We start from the raw sequence: 22,852 nt of genomic DNA, 5'->3' as shown, positions 1-22,852 counted from the left end.
TCAGGCCTTGTCCATCCAGACGTCTTCGATGAAGTAGAAGCGCGAGATGGGGGCCACGTGCCACTCTTCCGTCGTGCCGCGCGAGGCGGTCAGCACATCCTCGAAGAACGGCACGATATAGGGCTTTTCTTCCAGTTCGAGCGCCTGCGCCTTGGCGTAGATCTCGGCCCGAAGCTCGGGATCGACGGTGGAGCGACCCTCCGCGATCAGGGCGTCGAACTCGGCGTTCTTCCACTCGGTGTCCTGGTAGGAGGCCTCCGAGGTCAGCAGCAGGTTGTAGGTCGCGTCGATGGTCGGCTGCATGCCCCAGTAGCCGACGTAGAAGTCGCCCTTCATCCATTCTTCGGCGAGGTAGGTGTCGTGCGGCATGGTCTTGATCTCGAGATCGAACCCTGCGGCGGCGGCGGTCTGCTTCAGCGCGATCGCGGTCTGCGCACGGATCGCCGGGCGGTCAGAGGCCACGAGCGTGGCCTTCAGGCCGTCGGGGTAGCCGGCCTCGGCCAGCAGGGCGCGGGCGCCTTCGGGGTCATAGGCGATCTCGGGCTTGTCGGTGGCGTATTCCAGCTCGGGCGCGACGATCGAGTCGTAGGCCGGCCGGCCCAGCCCCTCGAGGATGATGTCGACCAGAAGCTGCCGATCCACCGCCATGCCGAGCGCCTTGCGCACGCGCACGTCGTTCCACGGCTCCTGGTCCTGGCGCATGACGACGCAGACATAGCGGCCCGAACCGACCTGCTGCGCCTCGATGCCGGCGCTTTCCGCAATGCGCGCGAAATCGGCCTGCTGCACGGTCAGCATCACGTCGGTCTCGCCCGAGAGGAAGTTGGCGGTCTCGGCGGCGAGGTCGGGGAACAGCATCATCTCGACGGCATCGAGATAGGGCTGGTCCGGCTTGTAGTAGGCGTCGTTCTTCACCAGACGCACCATGCGCGCGGTGTCATAGGTCTCGAGCTTGAACGGGCCGGTGCCGTTGGCCGTGGTGTCGAGCTTCGACAGGTCGCCTTCGAGCGCGGCGCGCGACAGGATCCGCGCGTTCGCATGCGCGGTGGAGTAGGGCAGGTCGGCAAAGGGCGCCGACAGGACGAACTTGACGGTGAGATCGTCCACCGCCTCGACGCTCTCCACCATGGTCAGGACGGAGCGCGCGGCGGAGGGGATGTCGGGGTTGAGGATCGCCTCGTAGGTTGCCACGACGTCGTCGGCGGTGAACGGCGTGCCGTCATGGAAGGTCACGCCCTCGCGCAGGACGAAGGTGAACTCGGTCGCATCGTCATTGGCGCTCCACTCGGTGGCAAGATCGGCATGCGGTTGGTTGTCGAGACCCATGCGCGTCAGGCCGGAGTAGAGCATGTCGATGCAGGGGTACTCGGCCGGGCCGGAGAGGCTGAGCACGTTGAGCGTCGCGATGCGGGTCGAGTGGCTGATCTTCAGCGTGCCGCCGGCTTTCGGCGCAGTCCCCTGCGCGAAGGTTGCGCCGGGCATGGCGCTGGCTGCGGCAAGGCTCATCAGCACGTGACGGCGCGAGAGAGTGAAGTGGCTCATGAAAGTCTCCATGTTGGGGATGCCCTTTGGGGCGCTCTTCTTGGTCTTGGAACGTTGAGGGTGGTCAGGTGACCACGGTGAGCTCGTCCGGAAGGCCGGTCAGCACTTCCGGCGCGGAGTCGGTGACGAGCAGCGTGTGACCCACGCCCATGGCGAGGCCGCTGTCGCCGTCGCCGTTCATGACGTGGTAGAACAAGGTCATGCCCGGCTCGCAGACGGTGGCCGCGCCGGCATAGATCATCGGCGGCACGTCCATCGAGGTCGGCGCATAGGAGATGCCGACCGAATAGCCGGTCGCGCCGTAGCGTGCCCGGCCGTAGCCGGCCTGATCCAGCCCGTCCGCATAGGCATCGAAAATCTCGCCGAGGGTGGTGCCGGGCCGGGCGAGATCGGTCATCTTCGCCAGCACCTCGCGGCCCACGTCATACATGCGCCGCTGCTGGTCGGGCACCTTGCCGAAGAGGATCGTCCATTCGGTCTTCACGTTGTAGTGGCGGTAGGCGACCGGGTATTCCACGAGGATCTGATCCTGTGTGCCCAGCCGGCGCGGGGTGCTGACACCGCGGCCGAAAACCGCGCGCTCGCCCGAATTGAAGAGCGGCGCATTGGGAGGCATGTCGGCGCCGTCGCCGAGGATCGACGCCAGGTAGGCCGCCTTGAGATCGCTGTCGAGAAGCCCCGGACGGGCCTTGTCGATGACCGCGTCGAGGGCGCGGTCGCAGATCCGCCCGGCTTCGCGCATGAGGTCGATCTCTGCCGGGCTCTTGATCACGCGCAGACGGCGGATCAGCTGGTCGTCATCCTCGAGCCGGCACCAGTCGCCGAAGGTCTGCTGGCACCGCCAGAGGTTCCAGCCGGTCAGGCCGTGGGTGTTCAGCTCGACCAGCACGCGCCCGCCGCCCAGTCCGAGCTCTGTGAGAATGCCCTTCAGGTCGGCCGCCGGGTTGGCGTCATCGGCGTCCCACCAGATCCGGATGTCCTCCATCGTCGAGGTCATCTGTGCCTGCAGCAGGTCGGGCTTCCGCGTCAGCAGCACGATCGGGCGCGCGTCGGCCGTCACCACCGCGCATTGGAAGAACACGAAACCGCCGGAATCATAGCCGGTGAGCCAGAACAGGCTCTCCTGGCTGAACACCAGCATGGCGTCCGCGCCGCGTGCTTGCAGCGTTGCCCGCAGCCGCGCCTGGCGCGCAAGCAGGTCTTCCTTCGGGAAGGGCAGCATGGATTGGGACGTGATTGGCACCGGGGCTCCTTGCGGCATGCGGCCGTCGAGTCGAGGGGTCTTTGCAAGCACGTTAGAGTTCGGTATACCGGGCGTCAACCGAGGGAATATTTTTTGCATATGATCGGTTCTCAACTTGCCTCTGAGAGGGCAAACCGTGAAAATATCAGCAAAGCGCGCATAGCCGGAGATCGCCCCCAATGCTGAATTCGCCAGAAAAGAGACTCGCCCTGCAGGCCTACGAGCGGATCCTCGAGCTGATCCAGGGGGCAGAGCTGAAACCCGGTGAATTGATCAACGAACGGCGGATGGCCGAGACCCTCAGCATGTCACGCACCCCGGTGCGCGACGCGCTGCTCATCCTGGAAGGCGAGGGGCTTCTGATCCGCCAGGGCCGCGTCTTGCAGGTCAAACAGCTGCGTCTCGAGGATTTCATGGACGCGCTGCAGGTCCGTCTTCTGCTGGAACCGGCGGTCGCGCGACTGGCGGCGGGACGCGTGTCACAGGACGACATCGCGGCGATCCGTGCTCAGCTCGAAGACCTGCTCGCCTCGAACGCCGCCGATCGCGCGAAGGTGCGTGACGTCGATGAGCTGCTGCACGGCAAGATATCCGATGCCGCTGACAATCCGCAGCTCAGCCAGATCATCCTGACGCTGCGCCGCCAGACCCAGATGTTCGACCTGCGCTCGATTCCGGAACGCCTGGAAGACACGTGCAACGAGCATATCGCCATCCTCGACGCAGTGGCGTCTGGAGACGGCGAGGCCGCCGCCGCGGCCATGACCGCACACCTCGACGGTGTGCGGGACAGCATCATAAAGAGATTGACCAGAACATGATTCACGCCTCCGAGCCGACCGCCCTGACGCGACCCGGGGCCATTGTCCCCGACATCTCGCTTGCAAGCCGCCTCTTTGACGAGCTGCGTCGGCGCACCGGAGGGCCCGGGGGCATTACCCGCACCTCCTACGGACTCGGAGAGCAGATTGCGCATGACATGGTGCGCCGCGAGGCATTGCGGCTTGGCATGCGGGCCGAAACCGACGCGGCCTGCAACCTCTACCTGACGCTGGAAGGCGAGACCGGCGGGCCGGCGATCATGATCGGCTCGCATCTCGATTCCGTGCCGTCCGGCGGCAACTTCGACGGCGCCGCCGGGGTTCTGGCCGGGCTCGCCGTCGCGGCCGGCTTCGTCGCCGCGGGCCGTCGGCCCCCGGTCGACTTGACCGTCATGGCGGTGCGCGCCGAAGAAAGCACATGGTTCGGGGCCTCCTACATCGGCAGTCGCGCCGCATTCGGGACGCTGACCTCTGACGAGCTCGATGGTGTGTTGCGGGCCGGCGACCGGATCTCGCTGGGTGCGGCAATCGATGCGGCCGGAGGCGACACCGCCCGGATCCGCACCGGTCAGCCATATCTCGACCCCGCACGGATCGGCCTGTTTCTGGAGCCGCATATCGAACAGGGCCCGGTGCTTGTGGCCGAAGGCCTGCCGATCGGCCTCGTGACCGGCATCCGCGGCAGCTTCCGTCACCGTCACGCGGCCTGCCATGGCACCTACGCGCATTCGGGCGCCACACCGAAGTCGGTGAGGCAGGACGCGGTCCTGGCGACAAGCCGCTTGGTCGTCGAAATGGATGCGGCCTGGCAGGCGCTTCAGGACGCGGGCCGCGATCTCGCCGTGACCTTCGGGCAAAGCGCCACGGTGCCCGGCGAGGCGGCCTTCTCCAAGGTCGCCGGCCGCACCGACTTCGCGCTCGACGTGCGCAGCGAAGACTCTGAAACGCTGGACGTGATGCGCGCCGAACTGCGGCGCATCGCCGGGCGGATCGAGCAGCAGGAGGGGGTGCGCTTCGAGTTCGGGCCGGAAACCGGCAGCACGCCGGCGAAGATGAACCCTGCGGTGATCGCGGAGATGGCCGTGCTGACAGAACGTCTGGACGTGCCCGCGCGCGCCATATCCTGCGGCGCCGGCCATGACGCGGCGGTCTTTGCCAGGCAGGGTGTGCCGACCGCCATGGTCTTCATCCGCAACCGCAATGGCTCGCACAATCCCGACGAAGCCATGGAGATCGCGGATTTCGCCAAGGCCGCCGAGGTGATCGCGGCGCTCTGCGAAACCTGGGGCAGCGCCGACACCGCCGCAGCCGCGTGACCGGCACCGGCGCAGTGCATCGGGGACGGCCGGCACCGCCGCCACCCCGGTCGCCGCGCGCGCGTCACATCCGGCGACAAAGGGAATGCCGCGGGCATTCCGAGACTTCGACCTACTCTGAAAAGGAACGCAAATGGCCAAGAAACGCCTGCTCTACCTGGGCAACGGACGCAGCCTGCAATCGGTGGCGAAACTCGACGAACGCTTCGAAAGCTGGGGGCTCTCGGTGGACAGCTACTGGGCCTACAACGGCGAGTTCCCGGCATCGCTCGAGGGCTATGACGGCATCTTCCTCTCGGGCAGCCCGCATGGCGCCTACGAGGACATCGACTGGATCAATCGCGAACACGAGCTGATCCGCGATGCCGCCGAACGGCGCATCCCGCAGCTGGGCATTTGCTTCGGCAGCCAGGTTCTCGCCTCGGCGCTCTGCGGTCGCGACCAGGTGTTCCGCCGAGACTTCTGCGAGGTGGGCTACAAGGACCTCGCGGTGAGCGCGGCGGCCAAGGACGATCCGCTGGCGGCAGACTGGCACGAGACCGTGAATATGTTCGTCTGGCACAATGACGAGGTCCGTCACGACCACGAGGACATGGTCATTCTTGCCAGCTCCGATCTCTGCCCGAACCAGGTCTGGCGGCATCGCACCGCCCCCGCCTGGGGCATTCAGGGCCACCCCGAGGTCACCCGCGCACAGGCGCCCGAGTGGTTCGAGGGCAACCGCGCGCGGATGGTCAAGGATGGCGGCGACGTCGATGATTTCATCGCCTCGGCGCATGAGGCCTCGGAGGCAAAGACGATGATCACCCGCTTTGTCGAACTGGTCGGAAGGGGCTGAGACATGGTCGAGACGAAGTACTGGTTCGAGCCGGCGGAATACCATGCCCGGCTGGCGCGTGTGCAGACCGAACTGAAGGCGAAGGGGCTGGATGCGCTGCTGGCGTTCCTGCCCGAAACCGTGACCTGGCTGACCGGCTATTTCACCCGCGCCTACGGCACCTTCCAGTTTGCCATCATCCCCGCCGAAGGGTCGCCGACGCTCTTTGCTCGCGATGTCGAGGAATACTATCTCGACAGCACCTGCGTGTTTCCTGACCGGGTGCTCTGGACCGACAGCGACGATCGCACGGCGGTCGCGGTGAAGGCGATCCGCGACCGCCTCGGCGCTTCCGCGAAGATCGGGGTCGAGATGGATGCCTGGGTGCTCAATGCCGCCCGCTGGGAGGCGATCCGTACCGCCATCCCGGGCGCCGCGTTCGTCGACCAGTCCGCGCTGGTGCCGAAGATGAAGCTGATCAAGTCCGAGGCCGAGATCGCCTACCAGCGCCGCGCGGCACATGCCGCCGAGGCCGGGATGCAGGCCGGCATCGATGCTGTCGGTGTCGGCGTGAGCGAACGCGAGATGGCGGCTGCCATCTGCGCGGCGATGATCCGCGAAGGCTCGGACCTGCCGGGGCCCGGCGTGCTGTCTTCGGGTGAGCGCGCCTATCACCTGCACGGCGGCTACTCCGACCGGATCCTGCAGCGCGGCGATATCGTCCAGCTCGAGGTGACGCCAAACAACCATCACTATCACGCAAGGTTCATGCGCCCCATCCGCGTGGCCGAGGCCAGCGATGCCGATCACCGGCTCGCCGAGCAGCTGGTGGCGATCCAGGACGCGGCCCTGGCCGCCGTCGCGCCGGGCGTCGCCGCGACGGTGCCCGACGCGATCTATCGCGATGGTGTGCTCTCGGCAGGGCTGCGCGACACTTATACCAACAAGACCTTCTATTCGGTCGGCCTGCTGCTGCAGCCGAACGGCGGCGAGCCGCTCGAGGCGCACCCCGGCGCCGACTGGAGCTTTGCCGAGGGCATGGTGTTCCACAGCTACGTGCTGGCGAAGGGCTTCGGGATGTCCGAAACCATCGTGGTCCGTGCGGACGGCGCGGAGCGACTGACGACGTTCCCGCGCAAACTCTTTGTCTCCGCAGGCTGACAAGCATCGCGCACAGATGGCAGGAGGCGCCCGCATCTCGGGGGCGCTTCGGGCCTCAAGCTGCTGCTGAGCGCCCCGCGTGGAGCCTGTCGGTCCCGGCCGTTTCTGTATTTCCACGGTCGATGGCGGAACCTATGTGTCTGCCTACCCTCGCTCGAAATTCTTGATGATCCCGCTTGGCAGATTTCGATTGGAGACGTCGGAAAACTGTCCGGTGTCGGGCGTCAGTTCTTGCGGAGTCTGCGTTAGTTCCGGAGCGGCCCAGTGCTGGTCTACCTCAACCTCTGGCCGGGCATGCGGTTGGGAAAGGCCGAAACTCGGAATCCTAATCCTTCCGCAAACAATGCTGTGCGGGCCCCTGGCGTAAGCCTATTGATACAGCCCGGCCGCCACCGCGGTCGGTACGACGGTCTCGGGATCGCCGTCCAACGCAGCGGCGATCTCGGGCTCGAGACGGTCGAGGGCGAAGGGCATCGACAGGACGCTGCCGAAGGACAGCGCCCCGGCGAGGAGCTCGTTGCAGAACACCTCGCGCCCCTCGGAATAGGCCCGGAGGGTCCGCCGCATGGCCAGTCCGGCGATGTCCGCGGCACGTTCCTCGGAGGAAATCCACACAAGCAGGTCCGCGTCGATCGGTGACAGGTCTTCGGGTGAGAGCGAGGTGTAGAAGCCATCGATCAGCTGCATCTCGGTCAACCGCTCCGGCGACCGGAAGCCCAGTTCTGCGAGAAACCTTGCGCGGGTGTCGCCTCCCATGAAGGCCCCGGTTTGACCGCCGTCGTGCCATGCGCAGACTGCGCTGCGACCCAGCCAGTCGGGATGGGCCTCGCGGAAGGCGGTGAACCGGCTTCGGAGCTCGGCGATCAGCCGTTCCGCCTTGTCCTCCGTGCCGGTGGCACGGGCGATCCGGCGCAGCTCCACATCCCAGGGGCTGCCGTAGGTGGAATGGGCCGGGTCCTGCATGAGAACCGGCGCGATCTGCGACAGCAGCGCGTATTCGTCCCCGGAGATGCCCGACCCGCTGGCGACGATCAGATCCGGCATGAGGCTGGCGACCGTCTCGATCGAGACCTCGCCGGTCATCATCGTTGGCTGCGCCGTGCCCAACAGGTCCTGCGCCCAGGGCCAGACGCCGTAGGGGTAATCGCCATACCAGTAGCGGATGCCGACAGGGACGACGCCGAGCGCAAGCAGCGCGTCCTGGGTGTTGTAGCCGAGGGAGACCACGCGTTTTGCCGGGCCGGGCAGCACGGTCTCGCCATAGGAATTCTCGAAGCGCAGCTCGGAGCCTGCGGCAGCAAGCGAGGGGGTGGCGATCAGGCAGGTGCTCGCGGACAGAAAGCGGCGTCGGGACAGGACAGCGCGGGAGCTGGTCATGGGGACTCCTATCGAACCTAGGGTGTGCGCCGGGCCGCCCAATGTTCAGGGCGGCCCGGCGCCATCGCTCACCAGCTGTATTTCAGCGTCGCGGTCACCGTGCGGCCGTCGCCGTAATAGTCGGTGCCGTAGTAGGTGGTCGTCACGTAGTCCTCGTCGAAGAGGTTGCTGACGTTGAGGTTGAGGTCCAGATCCTCGGTCAGCGCGTAGCCGACAGAGGCATCGATGAGGGTGTAGGCGTCGTTCTCGACGGTGTTGGCATCGTCGCCCCAGGTGCTGCCGACGTAGCGGACGCCGGCCCCGAGATCGATGTCGCCGCGCGCGCCGGCGCCCGCAATGGTGTAATCCGCCCAGATCGAGGCGAGATGCTTGGGCGTGCGGGCAGGGCGGTTGCCCTCGTTGCCGACAATCCCGTCCTCGCGGATCTCGGCATCCCAGTAGGAATAGGAGGCGAGCAGCCCGAAGCGTTCGGTGACGTCCAGCTTGGCCTCAAGCTCGAGACCGCGCACGCCGATCTCGCCGATCTGCCGGTACTCGGTCGGGCTCACGGCGGTCGACACGTTGGTCTGGGTCAGGTCGAAGAGCGCAGCGGTGAAGAGCGCGTTGGTGCCCTCGGGTCGGTACTTCACCCCAACCTCGTATTGGGTGCCCTCGGTCGGCTCGCTGCCGAGGCCCCAGATATCCTGCGAGAAGCTCTCGGAGTAGTTGCCGTAGACCGCCAGCTCGGGCGTGACCTTGTAGGTCAGGCCGAAGCGGCCCGAGACGTGCTCGTAGCTTTCCTCGGTGGTGGTGCCGGCGAGGTGGTCCTCGACGTCGAAGTCGATCCAGTCCTTGCGCAGGCCGGCGGTGGCGATCCATTGGCCCCAGGTCAGCTCTTCCTGCAGGTAGAGCGCCTTGTTGGTCTGCTCGGGCGTCCAGTCGTAATAGGGGGTGAGCGATATGGTGCAGGCGCTGTCGCAATAGTCTGGATCGTTCACATCGATGCCGTCGACGGTGCCGTAGAAATCGTCCTCGTCGACGGTGATGTGGCTGTACTCGACGCCGAGCAGCGTCCGGCTCTGCGCGCCGCCCAGCAGGGTCTCGTACTGGAGCGAGGTGTCCATCGCGAATTGCTCGCTGTCGCTGTAGACGGCGAAGGCCGATCGCGCGGCGTCGGGATCGGTGGGGCTGGCGCCGTAGACCTGTTCGTAGTCGAGATCGAAGAGGCTGTAGCGCGCGTTGGACCGCAGGCTGAGACCGCCGCCGAAGTCATGGCTGAACTGCAGCGCCACGCTGCGCTCGACCGAGTTCATCTCGTTGAACTCCGGCTCGCCGAGGAAGGTGTCGCGGTCGATGCCGTAGCCCGAGGGGATGCCGTTGCCCGGGACGCCGTCGCGCTTGTTGTACTCGGCCAGGAAGGTGAGCGTGGTGGCCTCTGTCGGGCGCCAGGTCAGCCCGCCTTGCAGGTAGGTGCGGTCGTCGTTGGACTCGTCGTAGGAGTATTCGCTGTCCTGCCATTTCCCGGTCAGCCGGTAGGATAGGGTGCTGTCCTCGGTGAGCCGGTCGCCAAAGTCGAAACCAAGCTCCGCATGATCCGCGCCGAGGGTGCTGTAGACCTCGCCAAAGCGGTAGCTCTTGGGGGTCTTGGAGACGGCGTTGACGAGCCCTCCAGGCGCGCTGAGCCCGAAGAGCGAGGAATTGGCGCCCTTGAGCACCTCGACCCGCTCCATCCCATAAGGCTCGCGCCGCGCATAGGTCCAGCCGGCGCCACGCTGGGGCAACCCGTCACGGTAGAGCAGGCCGAGCGCCGTCAGGTCGAAACCGCGGATACGGAAGCCGTCGTAGCGGTCGTCCCCGCCCCACTCGTTCACCGACACGCCGGCGGTATAACCGATCACCTGCTCGAGGTTCTGCGCGCCGCGCTTGGCGATCTCGGCCGAGGTGACCACCGAGACCGAGGCCGGCGTGTCGAGAATGTCGGTGGTCGTCTTGGTGCTTGCCGTGGTCTGCTGCGCAACCGTGGTCGTCGCGTCATCATCGGCCACCCCGAGCTGGATCGGGCGCAGCTCGAAGGGGGTGTCGCTGTCCTGCGCGACGGCGGCCATCGGAACCATCAACGCGGTGCTGGCCAGCAAGAGCAGCCGGGCAGTCTTGCGAGGCAAAGCGCGGAGCGCGGCTGCGCGGGTATGGTCGGGGAGGGAGGGGGTCATCCAGCGGTACCTGTAGGTCTTGAGTGTACGGTCGGGCTGGCTGAGGAACGGTCTCCGGCAAGTTCTTGCGCAGGAAGGGCCTTGGCGTGGCAATTTCTTAGTATATTACTCAGTTAAATGTCGGAGAGGAAGGGTTTTCCGGCAGAAACCGAAGGGAATTTGCCCCTATGCCCCTAAAACGCAATCAACGCTGCTTGTGCGATAGTCGCCGCGGGCATGACACCGGTGGCGCATCACGATGAGCCGTGCAATGATCGTCGAAGGACCGGCCCTGATCGGTGGCGCCCGCTGGTACGATCTGCAGGACAGCGAGACCGGGGCCGTACGCAGGGTCTTCCTGTGGATCCCTCCCGGCGAGGCTCCGGACGAGGGCTGGCCCGCGCTCACGATGACCGATGGCAACGCCGTCATCGCGACGGCAGTTGATGCGATGCGCGCACAATCGGCCTATCCGTCGGGAACGAACCTCGGGCCGGGAGTTCTCATCGCGGTTGGCTATCCGACCGACGCGGCCTTCGATCCGCTCCGGCGTAGCTGGGATCTCGGTACCCCGCCGGGCGCGAGCTATCCGCCCTTCTGGCCGGGCACGCCCGAGGTCAGAACCGGCGGCGGCGCGGAAATGGCGCGCTTTCTTCTCAAGGACCTGCGCGACTTCCTCGCCACGAAGGTGACCCTCGATCCGGAACGCCACGGCCTGTTCGGACACTCCTTTGGCGGGCTCTTCGCGCTTTGGCTGATGTTCACGCGGCCAGACGCCTTCAGTCACTGGATCGCGGCGAGCCCTTCGATCACCTGGGAAGACAGCTTCCTGCTCCGCCATCTGGAGACCTTTGCGCCCGCCGGACGACGGCTCAGTGTCCACCTCTCGGCAGGCGAATGGGAGGGGTCACGGCTCGCTCCCTTCCAGATCCGCGCCGAAGACGCCGAGAAGCGCCGCGAGAGATTGCTCCGGCAACGAACCCTCGATGCGGCCAGAGACATGCGCGAGGCGCTCGCAGGGTTTCCCGAGATCACCGCGCACTTTGAAGAATACGCAGACGAAACCCACATGTCCGTGCTCCCGGTCGCGGTGAACCGCGCCCTTCATGCAGTCTTCGCGCTGCGCTGACGCCGGACACATTGCATCTACGGGATGGTTGCACCACCGCCTTACCAGTATCCTGCTCTTTGCGCTCATTCTCGCGGTGATGCCCGGTCTGTACGACATCTTCATCAACTGATCCGACACGAAACCCATCGAAGGCGAAATCGAAGGAGTGGACCACGAATGGTGCGGAGGGCTGTGTCTATTACGAAATCGTTGGCCACGCCCGGCCCGCCCAGCTGCCGGGCCGGGCGGGATCGAGCGTGCTTCGCTGCGACTGAAGAGAATTTCTTGGCGCACGGGAGCGGCGCCAAGATCCTCGCCGGACCCGCCCGTTAGAAGCCCGACTGCGCGCCGCCGTCGACCGCAAGCACTTGGCCGGTGACGTATTTCGCGGCCTGGGAGAGCAAGAAGGTCATGGCCATGCCGATGTCCTCAGGCTCGCCGAAGCGATTCATCGGGATCCGTCCCATGATCTTTGCCAGACGTTCGGGATCGGTGGCCGTGTTCTTGCGCACCATGTCGGTGCCGATCCAGCCCGGCGCCACGCCATTGACCCGCACGCCTTCTGGTGCAAGTTCGGTCGCCATCGCACGCACCATGCCGAGCAGCGCGGTCTTGGCAGCGGAATAGCCGATCACATGCGGGATGCCGAGGTAGGAGGCCATCGAGGCGGTGAAGAGGATCGAGCCCTTGCCCGAGGCTGCGATCTGCGGCAGGAACGCCCGGCTCAGGGCGAAGGCTCCTGCCACATGCGTTTCCATCACCGAGGAAAAATCCGCGTCGCTCATCTCGGCGATTGGCTTCTTGACGGTGTTGCCGGCGTTGTTGATCAGCGCGCTCACCGGGCCGAAGTCTGCCTCGACCCGCATCGCAAGCGCCTCGGCCTCGCCAAGCCGGGTGACGTCATGCACCACCGTCCCGACATCGCCCCCCAGTGCGGCCCGTGCCGCGGCAAGTTTCTCGGCCCGGGTGCCCGAAAGGATGACCTCGGCCCCGGTGGCAATGAGGCAGCGCGCCACCCCCATCCCGATGCCCCCGCTGCCGCCGGTGAGCAGAACGCGGTGTCCCTCGAGGGAGTAGGCGGAGAGATCGAGCGGCATCAGGCGGTCTCCGTTGCGGCTGTGTCCATTTCGACAACGATTTTTGTGACCGCGCCTGGATCTGCGGCCCAGGCCAGCATCGCCACGGTCGCCTGTGCGATCCCCGGCATGCTGCTGACGATGAGATCGCCGATGCCGGGCCGGGCGCGCAGGAAATCGACGACGCGCCGGAAATCGTCGCGGGTCGCGCCGCGCGAGCCGAAGATCTCGATCTCCTTCATCGGGAACAGCCGGGTCTCATAGGAGACCTCGGTCTTCGTGTAGCCAACATAGACCACGCGCCCGCAGGAGGAGACCGCATCGACCGCCTGGCGAAAGGTGGCGGCCGCGCCTGCGGCCTCGATGATCACCGTCGGCCCATCGCCACCAGTCAGCTCGGCGAGGCGCTGGACGGTGTCTTCAGCGGCGCCGTTGACCGTCTCGGCCGCGCCGAGGCGGCGGGCGAGGTCGAGCTTGGCATCGGCCACATCCACGGCGATCACCCGTGCGCCGCGCGCCACTGCGCCCAGGAGCACGCCGAGGCCGATCATCCCGACTCCGAGCACCGCGACCGTGTCATCGGCATCGAGGCCGGAACGTTCGACCGCGTGAAAACCCACCGCGATTGGCTCGATAAGCGCCAGATCGCGCTGCGCGAAGCCGTCGACGGGGATCACATGGGCGGCCGGCACGCAGGCGTAGGAGGCCATCGCGCCCTCTCGCTGCACGCCCATCGTCTGGTTGTTGCGGCAGGCGTTGGGCCGGCCCTTGCGGCAGGCGATACAGGTGCCGCAATTGAAGTAGGGGAGCACGGTGCAGGGTTGGCCGGGGCTCAGTCCCTCGACCCCCTCACCCAGCGCATCCACTAGTGCGGCGATCTCGTGGCCTGGCACCCGGGGGAAGCTGACCATAGGGTTGCGGCCCTGGAAGCTGCTGAGGTCCGAGCCGCAGTAACCCACGTGGGTGAGCGCCAGCCGGACCTCGCCGGCGGCGGGCGCGGGCTTGGGGCGCTCGACCAGAGAGATCGAGGCGGGCGCGTCGATCTGCACGACCTTCATCATCCCGGCGCCGCTCATGCCACACCGAAACGTTCGAAGGCGTCCGCGCGCAGCGTGGTGCCGGCGCCCGGCTCGCGCGGGACGTCGTACCAGCCGTCGGTGACGCTGACCGGCTCGGTGAAGCACTCGCGCAGCCAGGGGATGTACTCGAGCATATCGCTCGACGGGTGACCGATGGCGGTGTGGATGTGCATCTGGCCCATGTCGCCGACATGGCTGACCACCGGCAAGCCGCGTGCCATGGCCATGTCAGCCACCTGGATCCACGGCGTGACGCCGCCGAGCCGCGCCACGTCGGGCTGCGCGTAATGCAGCGCCCCGGCGTCGAAGAAGGTCTGGAAATTATGCGCGAGGTAAAGCTGCTCGCCGAGCGCGATCGGGGTCTGGATGGTCTCGGCCAGCCGCTTGTGGCTGATGACGTCGTCGTACCAGAGCGGCTCTTCGAACCACATGACGTCGCAGTCGGCGAGGTGCCGTCCGAAGCGGATGGCGGTAGGAAGGTCCATGCGGCCGTTGGCGTCGACCGCCAGCGTGACCTTGTTGCCGATCGCCTTGCGCACCGCCTCGAGCCGCTCGATGTCGGTGGCGAGATTGGGCGAGCCGACCTTGATCTTCACGCCGAGATAACCCTCTTCCTCGACCAGCCGCTTGCAGTCCGAGACCAGCGTCTCGAGAGGCCAGTTCAGCCAGCCGCCGTCGGTGTTGTAGGCGAGGATCGGGCGCTCAGTGCCGCCCATGCTCTGCCACAGCGTCTGCTCCGCGGCCTTGGCCTTGATGTCCCAGAGCGCCACGTCGATCGCGCCGATGGCGAGATGCGAAATGCCGCCGCGCCCGACCCATTGCACCGGCGGAAAACGTTCCATCTCGCGGTAGAGGGCGGTGGTCTCCAGCGGATCGCGACCGACGATCCAGTCGAAGCACGTCTCGATGCACTGGGTGATCAGACGGTCCGAGGGCAGGTGGGCATGGGTGCCGGTGTAGCCATAGCCGGTGATCCCCGCGTCGGTTTCGATGATGACCCCCGGGGCGCCCCAGTGGGTGAGCGTGTGTGTGCTGTCCGCGACGCCGTTGCGGGTCACGGGCACGTGCAGGATGAAGGTCTTGAGAGACGTGATTTTCATAGGTCTTTCCACGTTCAGGGGTTCAGCAGGTCGGGCAGCCAGAGGCTGAGCTGCGGGAAATAGGCGAGCAGGAACAGCACGATCACCAGCGGTACGAGGAAGGGCAGCGTGGCGCGCATGCATTGCTCGAAGGGCACCTGCGACACGCGGCTCAGCACGAAGAGTACCATGCCTACGGGCGGCGTCAGCAGGCCCAGCATCAGGTTGAGCACGACGATGATGCCAAGATGCACCGGGTCGATGCCCACCGTCTGCGCCACCGGCAGCAAGACCGGCACCAGGATGGTGATCGCGGCGATGGTCTCCATGAAGCAGCCGACCACCAGCACCAGCAGCATGATCAGCAGTAGCACCAGCTCGCGGTTCTGTGTCAGAGCGAGCACCGCACCGGCGACAGCCTGTGCCGACTGGTTGGCGGTGAGGATCCAGGCGAAGATCGCCGCGCCGGCCACGATCATCATGATCGAGGCGGTGGTCTCGAGGCTGTCCATGGTGATGCGGATCAGCGCCTTCGGGGTCAGCGTGCGGTAGACCAGAAGTCCGAGCACCAGCGCGTAGGCCACCGCCGCCACCGCCGCTTCGGTCGGGGTGAACACCCCGGTGCCGATGCCGCCGATGATGATCGCGGGCGTGCAGAGCGGCAGGAAGGCGCGGCGGAAGGTGTGCCAGACATAGCGCGGATCGAAGGCGCGGTCGCGCGGGTAGTGGCGCCGGTGCGAGTACCAGGCGACCATGAGCACCAGCGAGAGCGCCATCAGCAGCCCCGGCACGATCCCTGCGAGGAAAAGATCGCCAATCGAGACCGAGGCGGTGACCCCGTAGAGCACCAGCGGCAGCGAGGGCGGGATGATCGGCCCGATGGTCGAGGAGGCGGCGGTGATGCCGACGGCGAAATCGGTCTCGTAGCCGGCGTCGCGCATGGCCTTGATCTCGATGTTGCCGAGCCCCCCGGCGTCGGCGACGGCGGCGCCGGACATCCCAGAGAAGATCACGCTGGCGCCGACGTTGACGTGACCGAGCCCGCCCGGGGCCCAGCCGGCGACGGCGCGGGCAAAGTCGAAAATGCGCGAGGTGATGCCGCCCGAGTTCATCAGGTTGCCGGCCATGATGAAGAAGGGCACCGCGAGCAGCGAAAAGCTGTTCACCCCGTTGATCATGTAGTTGAGCGCGGTGATCGACGGCAGCCCCTCGAGCAGAATGTAAAGCAGCGAGGAGGCGCCGAGCGCGATCGAGATCGGCGCACCTATGGCAATCAGCAGGGCCAGCGCGGCGAACATCAGAGTCAGGGCCATGTCAGCGCGCTCCCCGGTTGCGCAGGATCTGCCAGGCCACCAGCACCGCGGCCAGGCCGAGTGCGGCGGTGACGATCCAGTAGAAGACGCCGCGCGACAGATCGAGGCTGATCAGCCGCTGTCGGCTCATCCGCTCGGCCAGCGCGATGCCGGTCCAGCCGAGCCCGCAGAAGAACACCAGGCTGACAAGGTCACCGATCAGGCGCAGGACGCGGGCGGTCTTCTCGGAGACCCGATCGAGCACGATCTCGAGGTGGATGTGGCTACGCTTGCGCAGGCAGATCAGCGAGCCGGTGAAGGTCAGCACGATCAGCAGGTAGCGGGCGATCTCCTCGGTCCAGCCGATCGACGAGTTGAGCACGTAGCGCGAGAAGAACTGCAGGAAGACCACGGCCATCAGCGCCCAGAAGACGGCGAAAACCGGGTAGTCCCACCAGCGGACGTCGGAGACATCCTCCATCCCGGCGTCCACCTCTCGCACGATGGTCTCGTCGAGCGCGTCAGGTTCGGGCACGGCGTGGGGGTCGCGAGCCTGATGGCTCGCGTGAGTTTGATGCTGGATCATGGCGGTTCAGCGCCCGATGGCCTGAAGCGCGGTGAAGGTCGCCTCGTCCCAGGGCACGTTGTCGTAATCCGTCAGGTAGGGGGTCACCGCGTCGATGAACGGCTGGCGGTCGACTTCGTGGACCGAGACGCCCTCGTCATCGAAGAAGGAAATCAGGTTGGCCTCATTGGCGCGGGTCTCTTCGGTCGCCCAGTCCGCGGCCTCCTGCAGCGCGGTGAAGATCGCGTCGTGGTCCTCTTCCGAGAGCTTCTCGGCAGTGTAGCCCGACATCAGCGTCACCAGCGTCGCGGTGATGTGGCCGGTCAGGCTGATGTCGCTCTGGACCTCGTAGAACTGCGAGGACTGGATTGTCGGCAGCGGGTTCTCCTGTGCGTCGACCGCACCCTGCTGCAGCCCGAGGTAGACTTCGGAGAAGGCCATCGGCGTCGGGTTGGCTCCGGTCGCCTCGGGGAACATCAGGTAGGCCGGGGCATTGGCGACGCGGATCTTCAGCCCTTCCATGTCGGAAGGCTTTAGGATCGGCTTGTTCGCCGTGACGTGGCGCTGGCCGTAGTAGGTGCTGGTGACGAACGCGTTGCCGGTCACCTCGGTGTAGGATTCCATCAGCCCCTTCAGAAGATCGCTCTGCCAGAAACCTTCCCAGTGAGCGAAGTCGCGGTAGACGTAGGGGTAGTCCGAGATGGCGATCTCGGGAACCGACTGCGCCATGAAGGCAACGCCGGTGTAGATGAGATCGATCGAGCCGAGAGACAGCGCGTCGTTCAGCGCCTCCTCGTTGCCCAGTGCCGAGGCCGGGAATATGGCCAGCGCGTAACGTCCCTCGGTGGATTCTTCGATCGCGTCCGAGGCCCGCTCCAGGGCCTGATCGAACAGGCTGCCATCGGGATAGACATGGGCGAATTTCAATTCGGTATCGGCCGCGAGTGCCGGACCGGCAAGAGCGGTGGAGGCCATCAAGGCGATGGCGGTAGCTGTCAATCTCTGTCGGGTCACTGTGTTTTCCTCCCTGGCAAAATGAGTGCCTCTGCAAGAGTCGTAGCAACTAATGTATAATGTCGGCAAGATACAAATATGCGGAGACGCATTGCAAAAACCCAGCGAACAGCATTCAATTGAAACTGACGGGAAAGGGCGACTAATCGTATGAAACCAGAGCCGAAACGCCTGCAGGACGTGGTCTACGCTGTGCTGGTCGACAATCTTGCGAGTGGCAAGCTGCGCTCGGGCATGCGTCTGCGAGAGTCCGAATTGGCGCGTCAGTTCACGCTCAGCCGGGTGCCGATTCGCGCTGCGCTGAAGCGGCTCGAGAGCGAGGGCCTGCTGGAGTTCAACGGCCGTCGCGGTTACCGCGTGCTTGGTGAGGGCACGGAGGCGTGCGACGAGGACGCCCCGGTTCTCGCCATTCCGACCATCGCGCGAGACGGGATTGAATCGCGCAACTGGCGGCAACGGCTCTTCGAGGAGGCGCAGACGGCGATCGCCTCGGCCATGGTGTTCGGAAGCTTCGGCGTCAACGAAAAGGCGATGGCCGAGCATTATGGCGTCAGCCGCAGCGTCGCGCATGAGATCATTACGCGGATGGAGCGCGTCGGGCTGGTGCGGCAGCAGGCCAACGGGCGCTGGCAGGTCGGCCCGATGACCGAGCAGGACGTGCAGGACCACTACACCATGCGCCGGCTGCTCGAGCCGGTGGCTCTGGTCGAGGCGGTTGACCTTCTGCCGCAAGGGACGGTGGCGCACCAGATCGCCGAGCTGCGGCGTATGCGCGGGGCGGTGTCGGAGGTCGGCGTTCCCGAGCTGTTGCTGATCGAGCAATGGCTGCATCGCGATATCGTGCTGTCCTGCCGGAACCGGATACTTACGGATTCCATCGAGCGCAGCCAGCTGCCCCTTATCTCGACGCATATCTCCTTCACCGCGACCCGTTCCGAAGCGTCGGTGTACAGTACGATTGACCAGCACCTCCTTGTGCTCGAGGCGCTGCAGGGCGGTTTCGCGCACGAGGCGGCCGCGGCGCTTGAGCGGCACCTCGAGCAGGCCTGCGACGTTGCGGTCGGACGCGTCAAAAATCTGACGCCCGAAGACCTGCCGGTTGGATTGCCCTTTCTGACGGAGCTGGACTAGGCCACGCTTGCACGCCGGTGAGCCCGCGCGGCTCCAAGAACGCTCCTATGTATCCGGGGGCATCAACTCAGAGCATCGCCGGGTCTTATCGAGCTGTCGTCCGGTACCCGAAGATGCCGCGCTTGGAGTGGCATAACGTCGACAGAGCACGACGAAAATGTACCAACATATTTTGACCTTGTCCGAGCGGTCCTGTTCCAAAGCCCGCGAATTAGGTTGCACTGTCGGGACTGCCTCCAGACCTTTTGCGCGGACGACTATCGCGGCTCGACTGGCGAACGAAGCGCTCTCAGCTCTCAAGCAAGTTTCTTGGCCACTCTTGCGACGCCGATGCTTGCCTTGGCTGGCGGGGCATTGTTCGGCGCCGCCTATGTGATGCTGACCTGCGTGTATCTGGTATGGGGCGTGCGACTGCTGCCTCACCGGCCTGCGATCGGGTTGATGGTCGGCTGTCTGACCATCGCCGTGGGGCAGACGGCAGGCGCGTCGGCCTATTGCTGGGCTGGGCGGGAAATTCCAGCTTCCGGCGGTCCAGCGTCGGGTAGCACATCATAAAGGTGCAGACTCTTGTTATGAACGAGGGAACAGCAGGAGGCAGGTCGGACGCAAGCCGGATCCCCCATCTGGGCTAGAGTTCGAGCTCAACCTTGCCACGCGGGTTCGAGCAGCAGGCGAGGAAATACCCCTCTTCGATTTCGTCCTCGGTGATGCCACCGTTGTGGACCATATATACTTCGCCCGAAATCTTCTTGGTCTTGCAGGTGCCGCAGACGCCAAAGGTGCAGCCGGTCGGGATCGCGATCCCGGCCTGTCGGGCCACGGCCAGGACCGTTTCCGTTTCGGCACAGGATTGCTTCAGGCCGGAGCGGCTGAAGGTGACCTCTGCCATGATGTCCTCGTCGGGCAGATCGTCGTCGGGCACCGGAGCCTCGACGTGCTGCGTCCCCGGAATGGCGGGGGCGTGGAAGCTCTCCTGATGGTAGTGATCCATGTCGAAGCCGAGGCCGGCGAGAGCCTCGCGCACTGATTGCATGAAAGACTCCGGGCCGCAGCAGAAGACTTCGCGCTCAAGGTAGTCGGGTGCCATCAGGCCAAGCATGAGCTGGTTGAGGCGCCCCTGGTACCCGGTCCAGGGCTGGTAGCGGTCCGGCGCGCTCACCACCCATTTCAGGTCAAGGCCGGCGATCCGCGTCGCCATATGCTCCAGACGGCGCTTGAAAATGATGTCCGAGGGCCGCCGCGCGCAGTTCACGAAGACGATGTCGCAATGGCTGCCGAGGTCGTAGAGCTCGGTCGTCATCGACATCATCGGGGTGATGCCCGTCCCGGCCGAAATGAAGAGGTACTTTTTCGCTGTGTGGTTGGCCGCGGTGAAATGGCCGGAGGGGCCATTTGCCTTGACCTTCATTCCGGGCCGAAGCGTGTCGATGATCCATCGCACACCGATGGACTCCGGCTGCGCCTTGATGGTTACCGTGAGCGACTTCGGACGCGACGGCGAGGAAGAGATCGTGAACGTCCGGTAGAGCGGGCCGCCGGGCACCGGCAGCGCCAGCGTGAGGAACTGGCCGGCGTCGAACTCGAATGGCCGACCGGAGGGGGCCTGGAAGCAGACAGTGACGACGTTCTCCGCTTCGGGCAGGACCGATACGCACTCGAGCGGTTCGTCGTCGGTCCAAGGGCCAAGGGGGGCAGGGCTTGCGTTCACCATATCACGTCACTCCGCGGCCTGGGCGATGGGGGCATTATAGGCACTGCGCATCCGGTCAAGATACCAGCTGACGAACTGAAGAACGCCGTCTTCATGCGTGGGCGAGTACGGACCGGGCTCGTAGGCCGGCGAGTTGATGCCTTGCTGGTTGTCCTCGACGACGCGGCGGTCCTCGTCATTTGTGTGCTCCCAGACCCGGGTCAGGTTCTCGAGGTCATAGTCCACGCCCTCGATCGCGTCCTTGTGGACGAGCCAGGTGGTCTGAACCTCGGTCTCCTGTGGGCCGATGGGGGTTACGCGGAAGGTGATGGAGTGGTCGGTCAGGAAGTGGTTCCAGGTGGTCGGATAGTGGAACAGAAGCAGGGCCCCGGCATCGAGCACGGGCACGTGGCCGAGGCGTTTCTGCACCGCGATCTTGCCGTTCACCGTGTAGCTCTGCGCCCCGTCGAGCAGCGGCATGCGAGCCACGCGGTACTGGCCATCGCCGCCGACCCTGAAGCGGGACGGGGCGCCGGCGGCCTCGAGCCGGTTGAAGTGAGTCTCGACCTTCTCGGGGAAGGTGCCGTCGGGGCTGACGCCGGTGATCGAGGGATCCTCGGGGTAGGTCAGGCACAGGTCGGGGTGGTTGCCCGCGCAGTGGTAGCACTCGCGGTTGTTTTCCCAGACCAGCTTCCAGTTGCCCTTCTCGACGATCGTCGACTGGTGCGCGACCTTGGCATTGGAAAGATCGTGCACGCCCAGGTAGGGACGCACGGTTTCGGCGAAGGCATCAAAATCCGGGGCCTCGTCGGCAAGGCAGATATAGACCAGCCCCGAAAGCTCGCGGCAGTGCACCGGCTTCAGCCCGTGTTGCGAGGCGTCGAAATCGGCGGCCATGTCGCGGGCCCAGATCAGCCGGCCGTCGAGGTCGTAGGTCCATTGGTGATAGGGGCAGGTCAGCTTGGCGACATTGCCCTTGCTGGCGGAGCAGAGGATCGACCCACGATGGCGGCAGGAGTTGTGGAAGGCGCGGATCTCGCCCTTGCCGTCGCGCAGCACGATCACGTCATAGGCGCCGATCTTCATCCGCTGGTAGCTGCCGGACTTGCCGAGCAAGCAGGCCGGAAAGGCATAGAGCCAGTCGCGGTAGAAGATCGCCTGCAGGTCCGCCTCGAAGACCTCGGGGGCGCCGTAGAACGGCTGCCGGAGACCATGTCCGGGCCGGTGCTGGTGGAGCAGTTCGGAAAGCGGGGCGGTCTGGCTGGCCATCTTGAATCTCCTGCCGGGGGAGTGAGTTTCGCGCCACAAAGCCACCGTACCGCCAGCCTGGCAATTGGCAAAAAATTCATCTGAGATTAGCCTTAGTAAACTCATTGCCGCCATGATCCAACTGCGACTCATGCCAGACAAAAGCGACCTGACGATATGCGAAAGCCCTATGATCTACCGTCTTTAGGCGACCTGGCTTGTTTTGAATCGGCCGCCCGTCATCTGAGCTTCAAGCAGGCTTCTGCCGAGATAAACGTTACCCCTGCTGCGGTCAGTCACCGGATCAAGGCGCTTGAGCACGATCTGGGCCAGCCCCTGTTCACGCGCCAGTACCGGGGGGTGGAACTGACAGAGGCGGGGGCACTGCTGTTCGTGTCGCTGCAGCGGGGCTTCGAGGGGATCTCCGACAGCGTCGCGCGCATCCGCAACCGCCGGGATCGCACCGCGGTCTCGATCGCGGCGACCACCGCGATGAGTGGCCTTTGGCTGACGCCGCGGCTGGCGGCCTTCTGGAAGGCGCACCCGGGCGTCGCGATCTCGCAGGTCATCGAGGACAGCGGCCGGGTGACCGGCGTGGACCTCAGCATCCACTACGGCGATCCCGACCGGGAGGACGACGAGACCCGGCTGCTGTTTCGCGACCGGATCCTCGCCCTCGGAAGCATGCAGTTCGCAGAGGCCCATAGGATCGCGCAGGTCGCGGATCTGTCCGAGATGCCGTTGATCCGCATTCACTCGGGCGCGAACGAATGGACCGGCTGGCACGAATGGTTCGCCTCGCTCGGCCGGCCGGCGCCAACGGGCCCGGAGTTTGCGCTCAACAACTACCTGATCGGCCTGAAGGCGGCCGAAGATGGCATCGGCGCGGTGCTGGGGTGGGAAGGCTTGCTGCACGGATATCTCGAAAGCCATCGCCTCGTGCAGCTGGTGCCCGAGGCGATGGAGTCGCCCTATCCCTTCTATTTGCGAATCCATGCAGGAGCTTCGGCCAACGCGCGGCTGTTTGCCGACTGGCTCGCCGAGCAGGAGGGTTAGGGGACTCCACACGAAGCCCTGAAAACCAAAACGCCGGCGGGGTGTCCCGCCGGCGCTTTCTTTCTC

Annotated in this window: 19 protein-coding genes; 7 read left to right on the top strand and 12 right to left on the bottom strand. The window is 65.6% G+C overall.

The annotated features are described in order from the left end of the window. Entirely contained in the window at nt 1-1,542 is a 1,542-nt protein-coding gene (locus LC039_RS22160) for an ABC transporter substrate-binding protein (protein WP_226628338.1), read from the bottom strand. A 64-nt stretch (nt 1,543-1,606) separates the two neighbouring features. Next, nucleotides 1,607-2,785: a M24 family metallopeptidase gene (locus LC039_RS22155; protein WP_226628337.1), complete on the bottom strand. Its 1,179-nt coding sequence runs from the start codon at nt 2,783-2,785 to the stop codon at nt 1,607-1,609. A 179-nt stretch (nt 2,786-2,964) separates the two neighbouring features. Between LC039_RS22155 and LC039_RS22150 the strand changes: the two genes are divergently transcribed. The 4 genes from LC039_RS22150 (at nt 2,965) to LC039_RS22135 (ending at nt 6,900) form a co-directional block, all read left to right on the top strand. Continuing rightward, nucleotides 2,965-3,606, top strand: a complete 642-nt coding sequence (locus LC039_RS22150) for a GntR family transcriptional regulator (RefSeq protein WP_226628336.1) — start codon at nt 2,965-2,967, stop codon at nt 3,604-3,606. Then, nucleotides 3,603-4,922: a Zn-dependent hydrolase gene (locus LC039_RS22145; protein ID WP_226628335.1), complete on the top strand. Its 1,320-nt coding sequence runs from the start codon at nt 3,603-3,605 to the stop codon at nt 4,920-4,922. Before LC039_RS22150 ends, LC039_RS22145 begins: the two co-directional genes overlap by 4 nt. Nucleotides 4,923-5,055: 133 nt before the next feature. Further along, nucleotides 5,056-5,760 carry a type 1 glutamine amidotransferase gene (locus tag LC039_RS22140; RefSeq protein WP_226628334.1) on the top strand — a complete coding sequence of 235 codons (705 nt, stop codon included), beginning with the start codon at nt 5,056-5,058 and terminating at the stop codon, nt 5,758-5,760. Nucleotides 5,761-5,763: 3 nt separating this feature from the next. Then, nucleotides 5,764-6,900, top strand: a complete 1,137-nt coding sequence (locus LC039_RS22135; protein ID WP_226628333.1) for a M24 family metallopeptidase — start codon at nt 5,764-5,766, stop codon at nt 6,898-6,900. A 369-nt stretch (nt 6,901-7,269) separates the two neighbouring features. On the opposite strand, the gene LC039_RS22130 is transcribed toward LC039_RS22135, so the two are convergent. Together LC039_RS22130 and LC039_RS22125 are read right to left on the bottom strand one after the other, a co-directional pair. Next, nucleotides 7,270-8,277, bottom strand: a complete 1,008-nt coding sequence (locus tag LC039_RS22130) for an iron-siderophore ABC transporter substrate-binding protein (protein ID WP_226628332.1) — start codon at nt 8,275-8,277, stop codon at nt 7,270-7,272. A gap of 68 nt (nt 8,278-8,345) precedes the next feature. Next, nucleotides 8,346-10,466: a TonB-dependent siderophore receptor gene (locus tag LC039_RS22125; protein WP_226628331.1), complete on the bottom strand. Its 2,121-nt coding sequence runs from the start codon at nt 10,464-10,466 to the stop codon at nt 8,346-8,348. A 250-nt stretch (nt 10,467-10,716) separates the two neighbouring features. Here LC039_RS22125 and LC039_RS22120 point away from each other — a divergent pair, with 250 nt between their 5' ends. Continuing rightward, entirely contained in the window at nt 10,717-11,574 is an 858-nt protein-coding gene (locus LC039_RS22120; RefSeq protein ID WP_226628330.1) for an alpha/beta hydrolase, read from the top strand. A 311-nt stretch (nt 11,575-11,885) separates the two neighbouring features. On the opposite strand, the gene LC039_RS22115 is transcribed toward LC039_RS22120, so the two are convergent. Genes LC039_RS22115 through LC039_RS22090 form a run of 6 tightly spaced genes read right to left on the bottom strand, consistent with a single transcriptional unit; the run spans nt 11,886 to nt 17,622 of the window. Then, nucleotides 11,886-12,653, bottom strand: coding sequence for an SDR family NAD(P)-dependent oxidoreductase (locus tag LC039_RS22115; protein WP_226628328.1), 768 nt, complete (start codon nt 12,651-12,653; stop codon nt 11,886-11,888). Next, on the bottom strand, nt 12,653-13,708 hold the full coding sequence (locus tag LC039_RS22110; protein ID WP_226628326.1) for a zinc-binding alcohol dehydrogenase family protein: 1,056 nt from the start codon (nt 13,706-13,708) through the stop codon (nt 12,653-12,655). Before LC039_RS22110 ends, LC039_RS22115 begins: the two co-directional genes overlap by 1 nt. Beyond that, nucleotides 13,705-14,811, bottom strand: coding sequence for a mandelate racemase/muconate lactonizing enzyme family protein (locus LC039_RS22105; RefSeq protein WP_226628324.1), 1,107 nt, complete (start codon nt 14,809-14,811; stop codon nt 13,705-13,707). Before LC039_RS22105 ends, LC039_RS22110 begins: the two co-directional genes overlap by 4 nt. Nucleotides 14,812-14,825: 14 nt before the next feature. After that, complete coding sequence (locus LC039_RS22100; protein ID WP_226628323.1) at nt 14,826-16,103, bottom strand: TRAP transporter large permease; 1,278 nt, start codon at nt 16,101-16,103, stop codon at nt 14,826-14,828. 1 nt (nt 16,104) lies between these two features. Continuing rightward, a complete protein-coding gene (locus LC039_RS22095; RefSeq protein WP_226628322.1) occupies nt 16,105-16,617 on the bottom strand; it encodes a TRAP transporter small permease in 513 nt (170 codons plus the stop codon). A 57-nt stretch (nt 16,618-16,674) separates the two neighbouring features. Then, a complete protein-coding gene (locus LC039_RS22090) occupies nt 16,675-17,622 on the bottom strand; it encodes a sialic acid TRAP transporter substrate-binding protein SiaP (protein WP_226628320.1) in 948 nt (315 codons plus the stop codon). Between the two features lie 189 nt (nt 17,623-17,811). Between LC039_RS22090 and LC039_RS22085 the strand changes: the two genes are divergently transcribed. Next, nucleotides 17,812-18,792, top strand: a complete 981-nt coding sequence (locus LC039_RS22085) for a GntR family transcriptional regulator (protein WP_226628319.1) — start codon at nt 17,812-17,814, stop codon at nt 18,790-18,792. Between the two features lie 628 nt (nt 18,793-19,420). Here LC039_RS22085 and LC039_RS22080 read toward each other — a convergent pair. Both LC039_RS22080 and LC039_RS22075 read right to left on the bottom strand, forming a co-directional pair. After that, nucleotides 19,421-20,503 (bottom strand): hybrid-cluster NAD(P)-dependent oxidoreductase, encoded by a 1,083-nt coding sequence (locus LC039_RS22080; protein WP_226628317.1) that lies wholly within the window; start codon nt 20,501-20,503, stop codon nt 19,421-19,423. A 6-nt stretch (nt 20,504-20,509) separates the two neighbouring features. After that, complete coding sequence (locus LC039_RS22075) at nt 20,510-21,751, bottom strand: aromatic ring-hydroxylating oxygenase subunit alpha (RefSeq protein ID WP_226628316.1); 1,242 nt, start codon at nt 21,749-21,751, stop codon at nt 20,510-20,512. A 156-nt stretch (nt 21,752-21,907) separates the two neighbouring features. Between LC039_RS22075 and LC039_RS22070 the strand changes: the two genes are divergently transcribed. Next, a complete protein-coding gene (locus LC039_RS22070; protein ID WP_226628314.1) occupies nt 21,908-22,786 on the top strand; it encodes a LysR substrate-binding domain-containing protein in 879 nt (292 codons plus the stop codon). The last annotated feature ends 66 nt before the right edge of the window (nt 22,787-22,852 follow it).

Source organism: Alloyangia pacifica (assembly GCF_020524285.1).
Classification (GTDB): Bacteria; Pseudomonadota; Alphaproteobacteria; order Rhodobacterales; family Rhodobacteraceae; genus Salipiger; species Salipiger pacificus_B.
The sequence above is the reverse complement of the archived record's forward strand: the minus strand, read 5'-3'. Positions and strand labels throughout refer to the sequence as shown.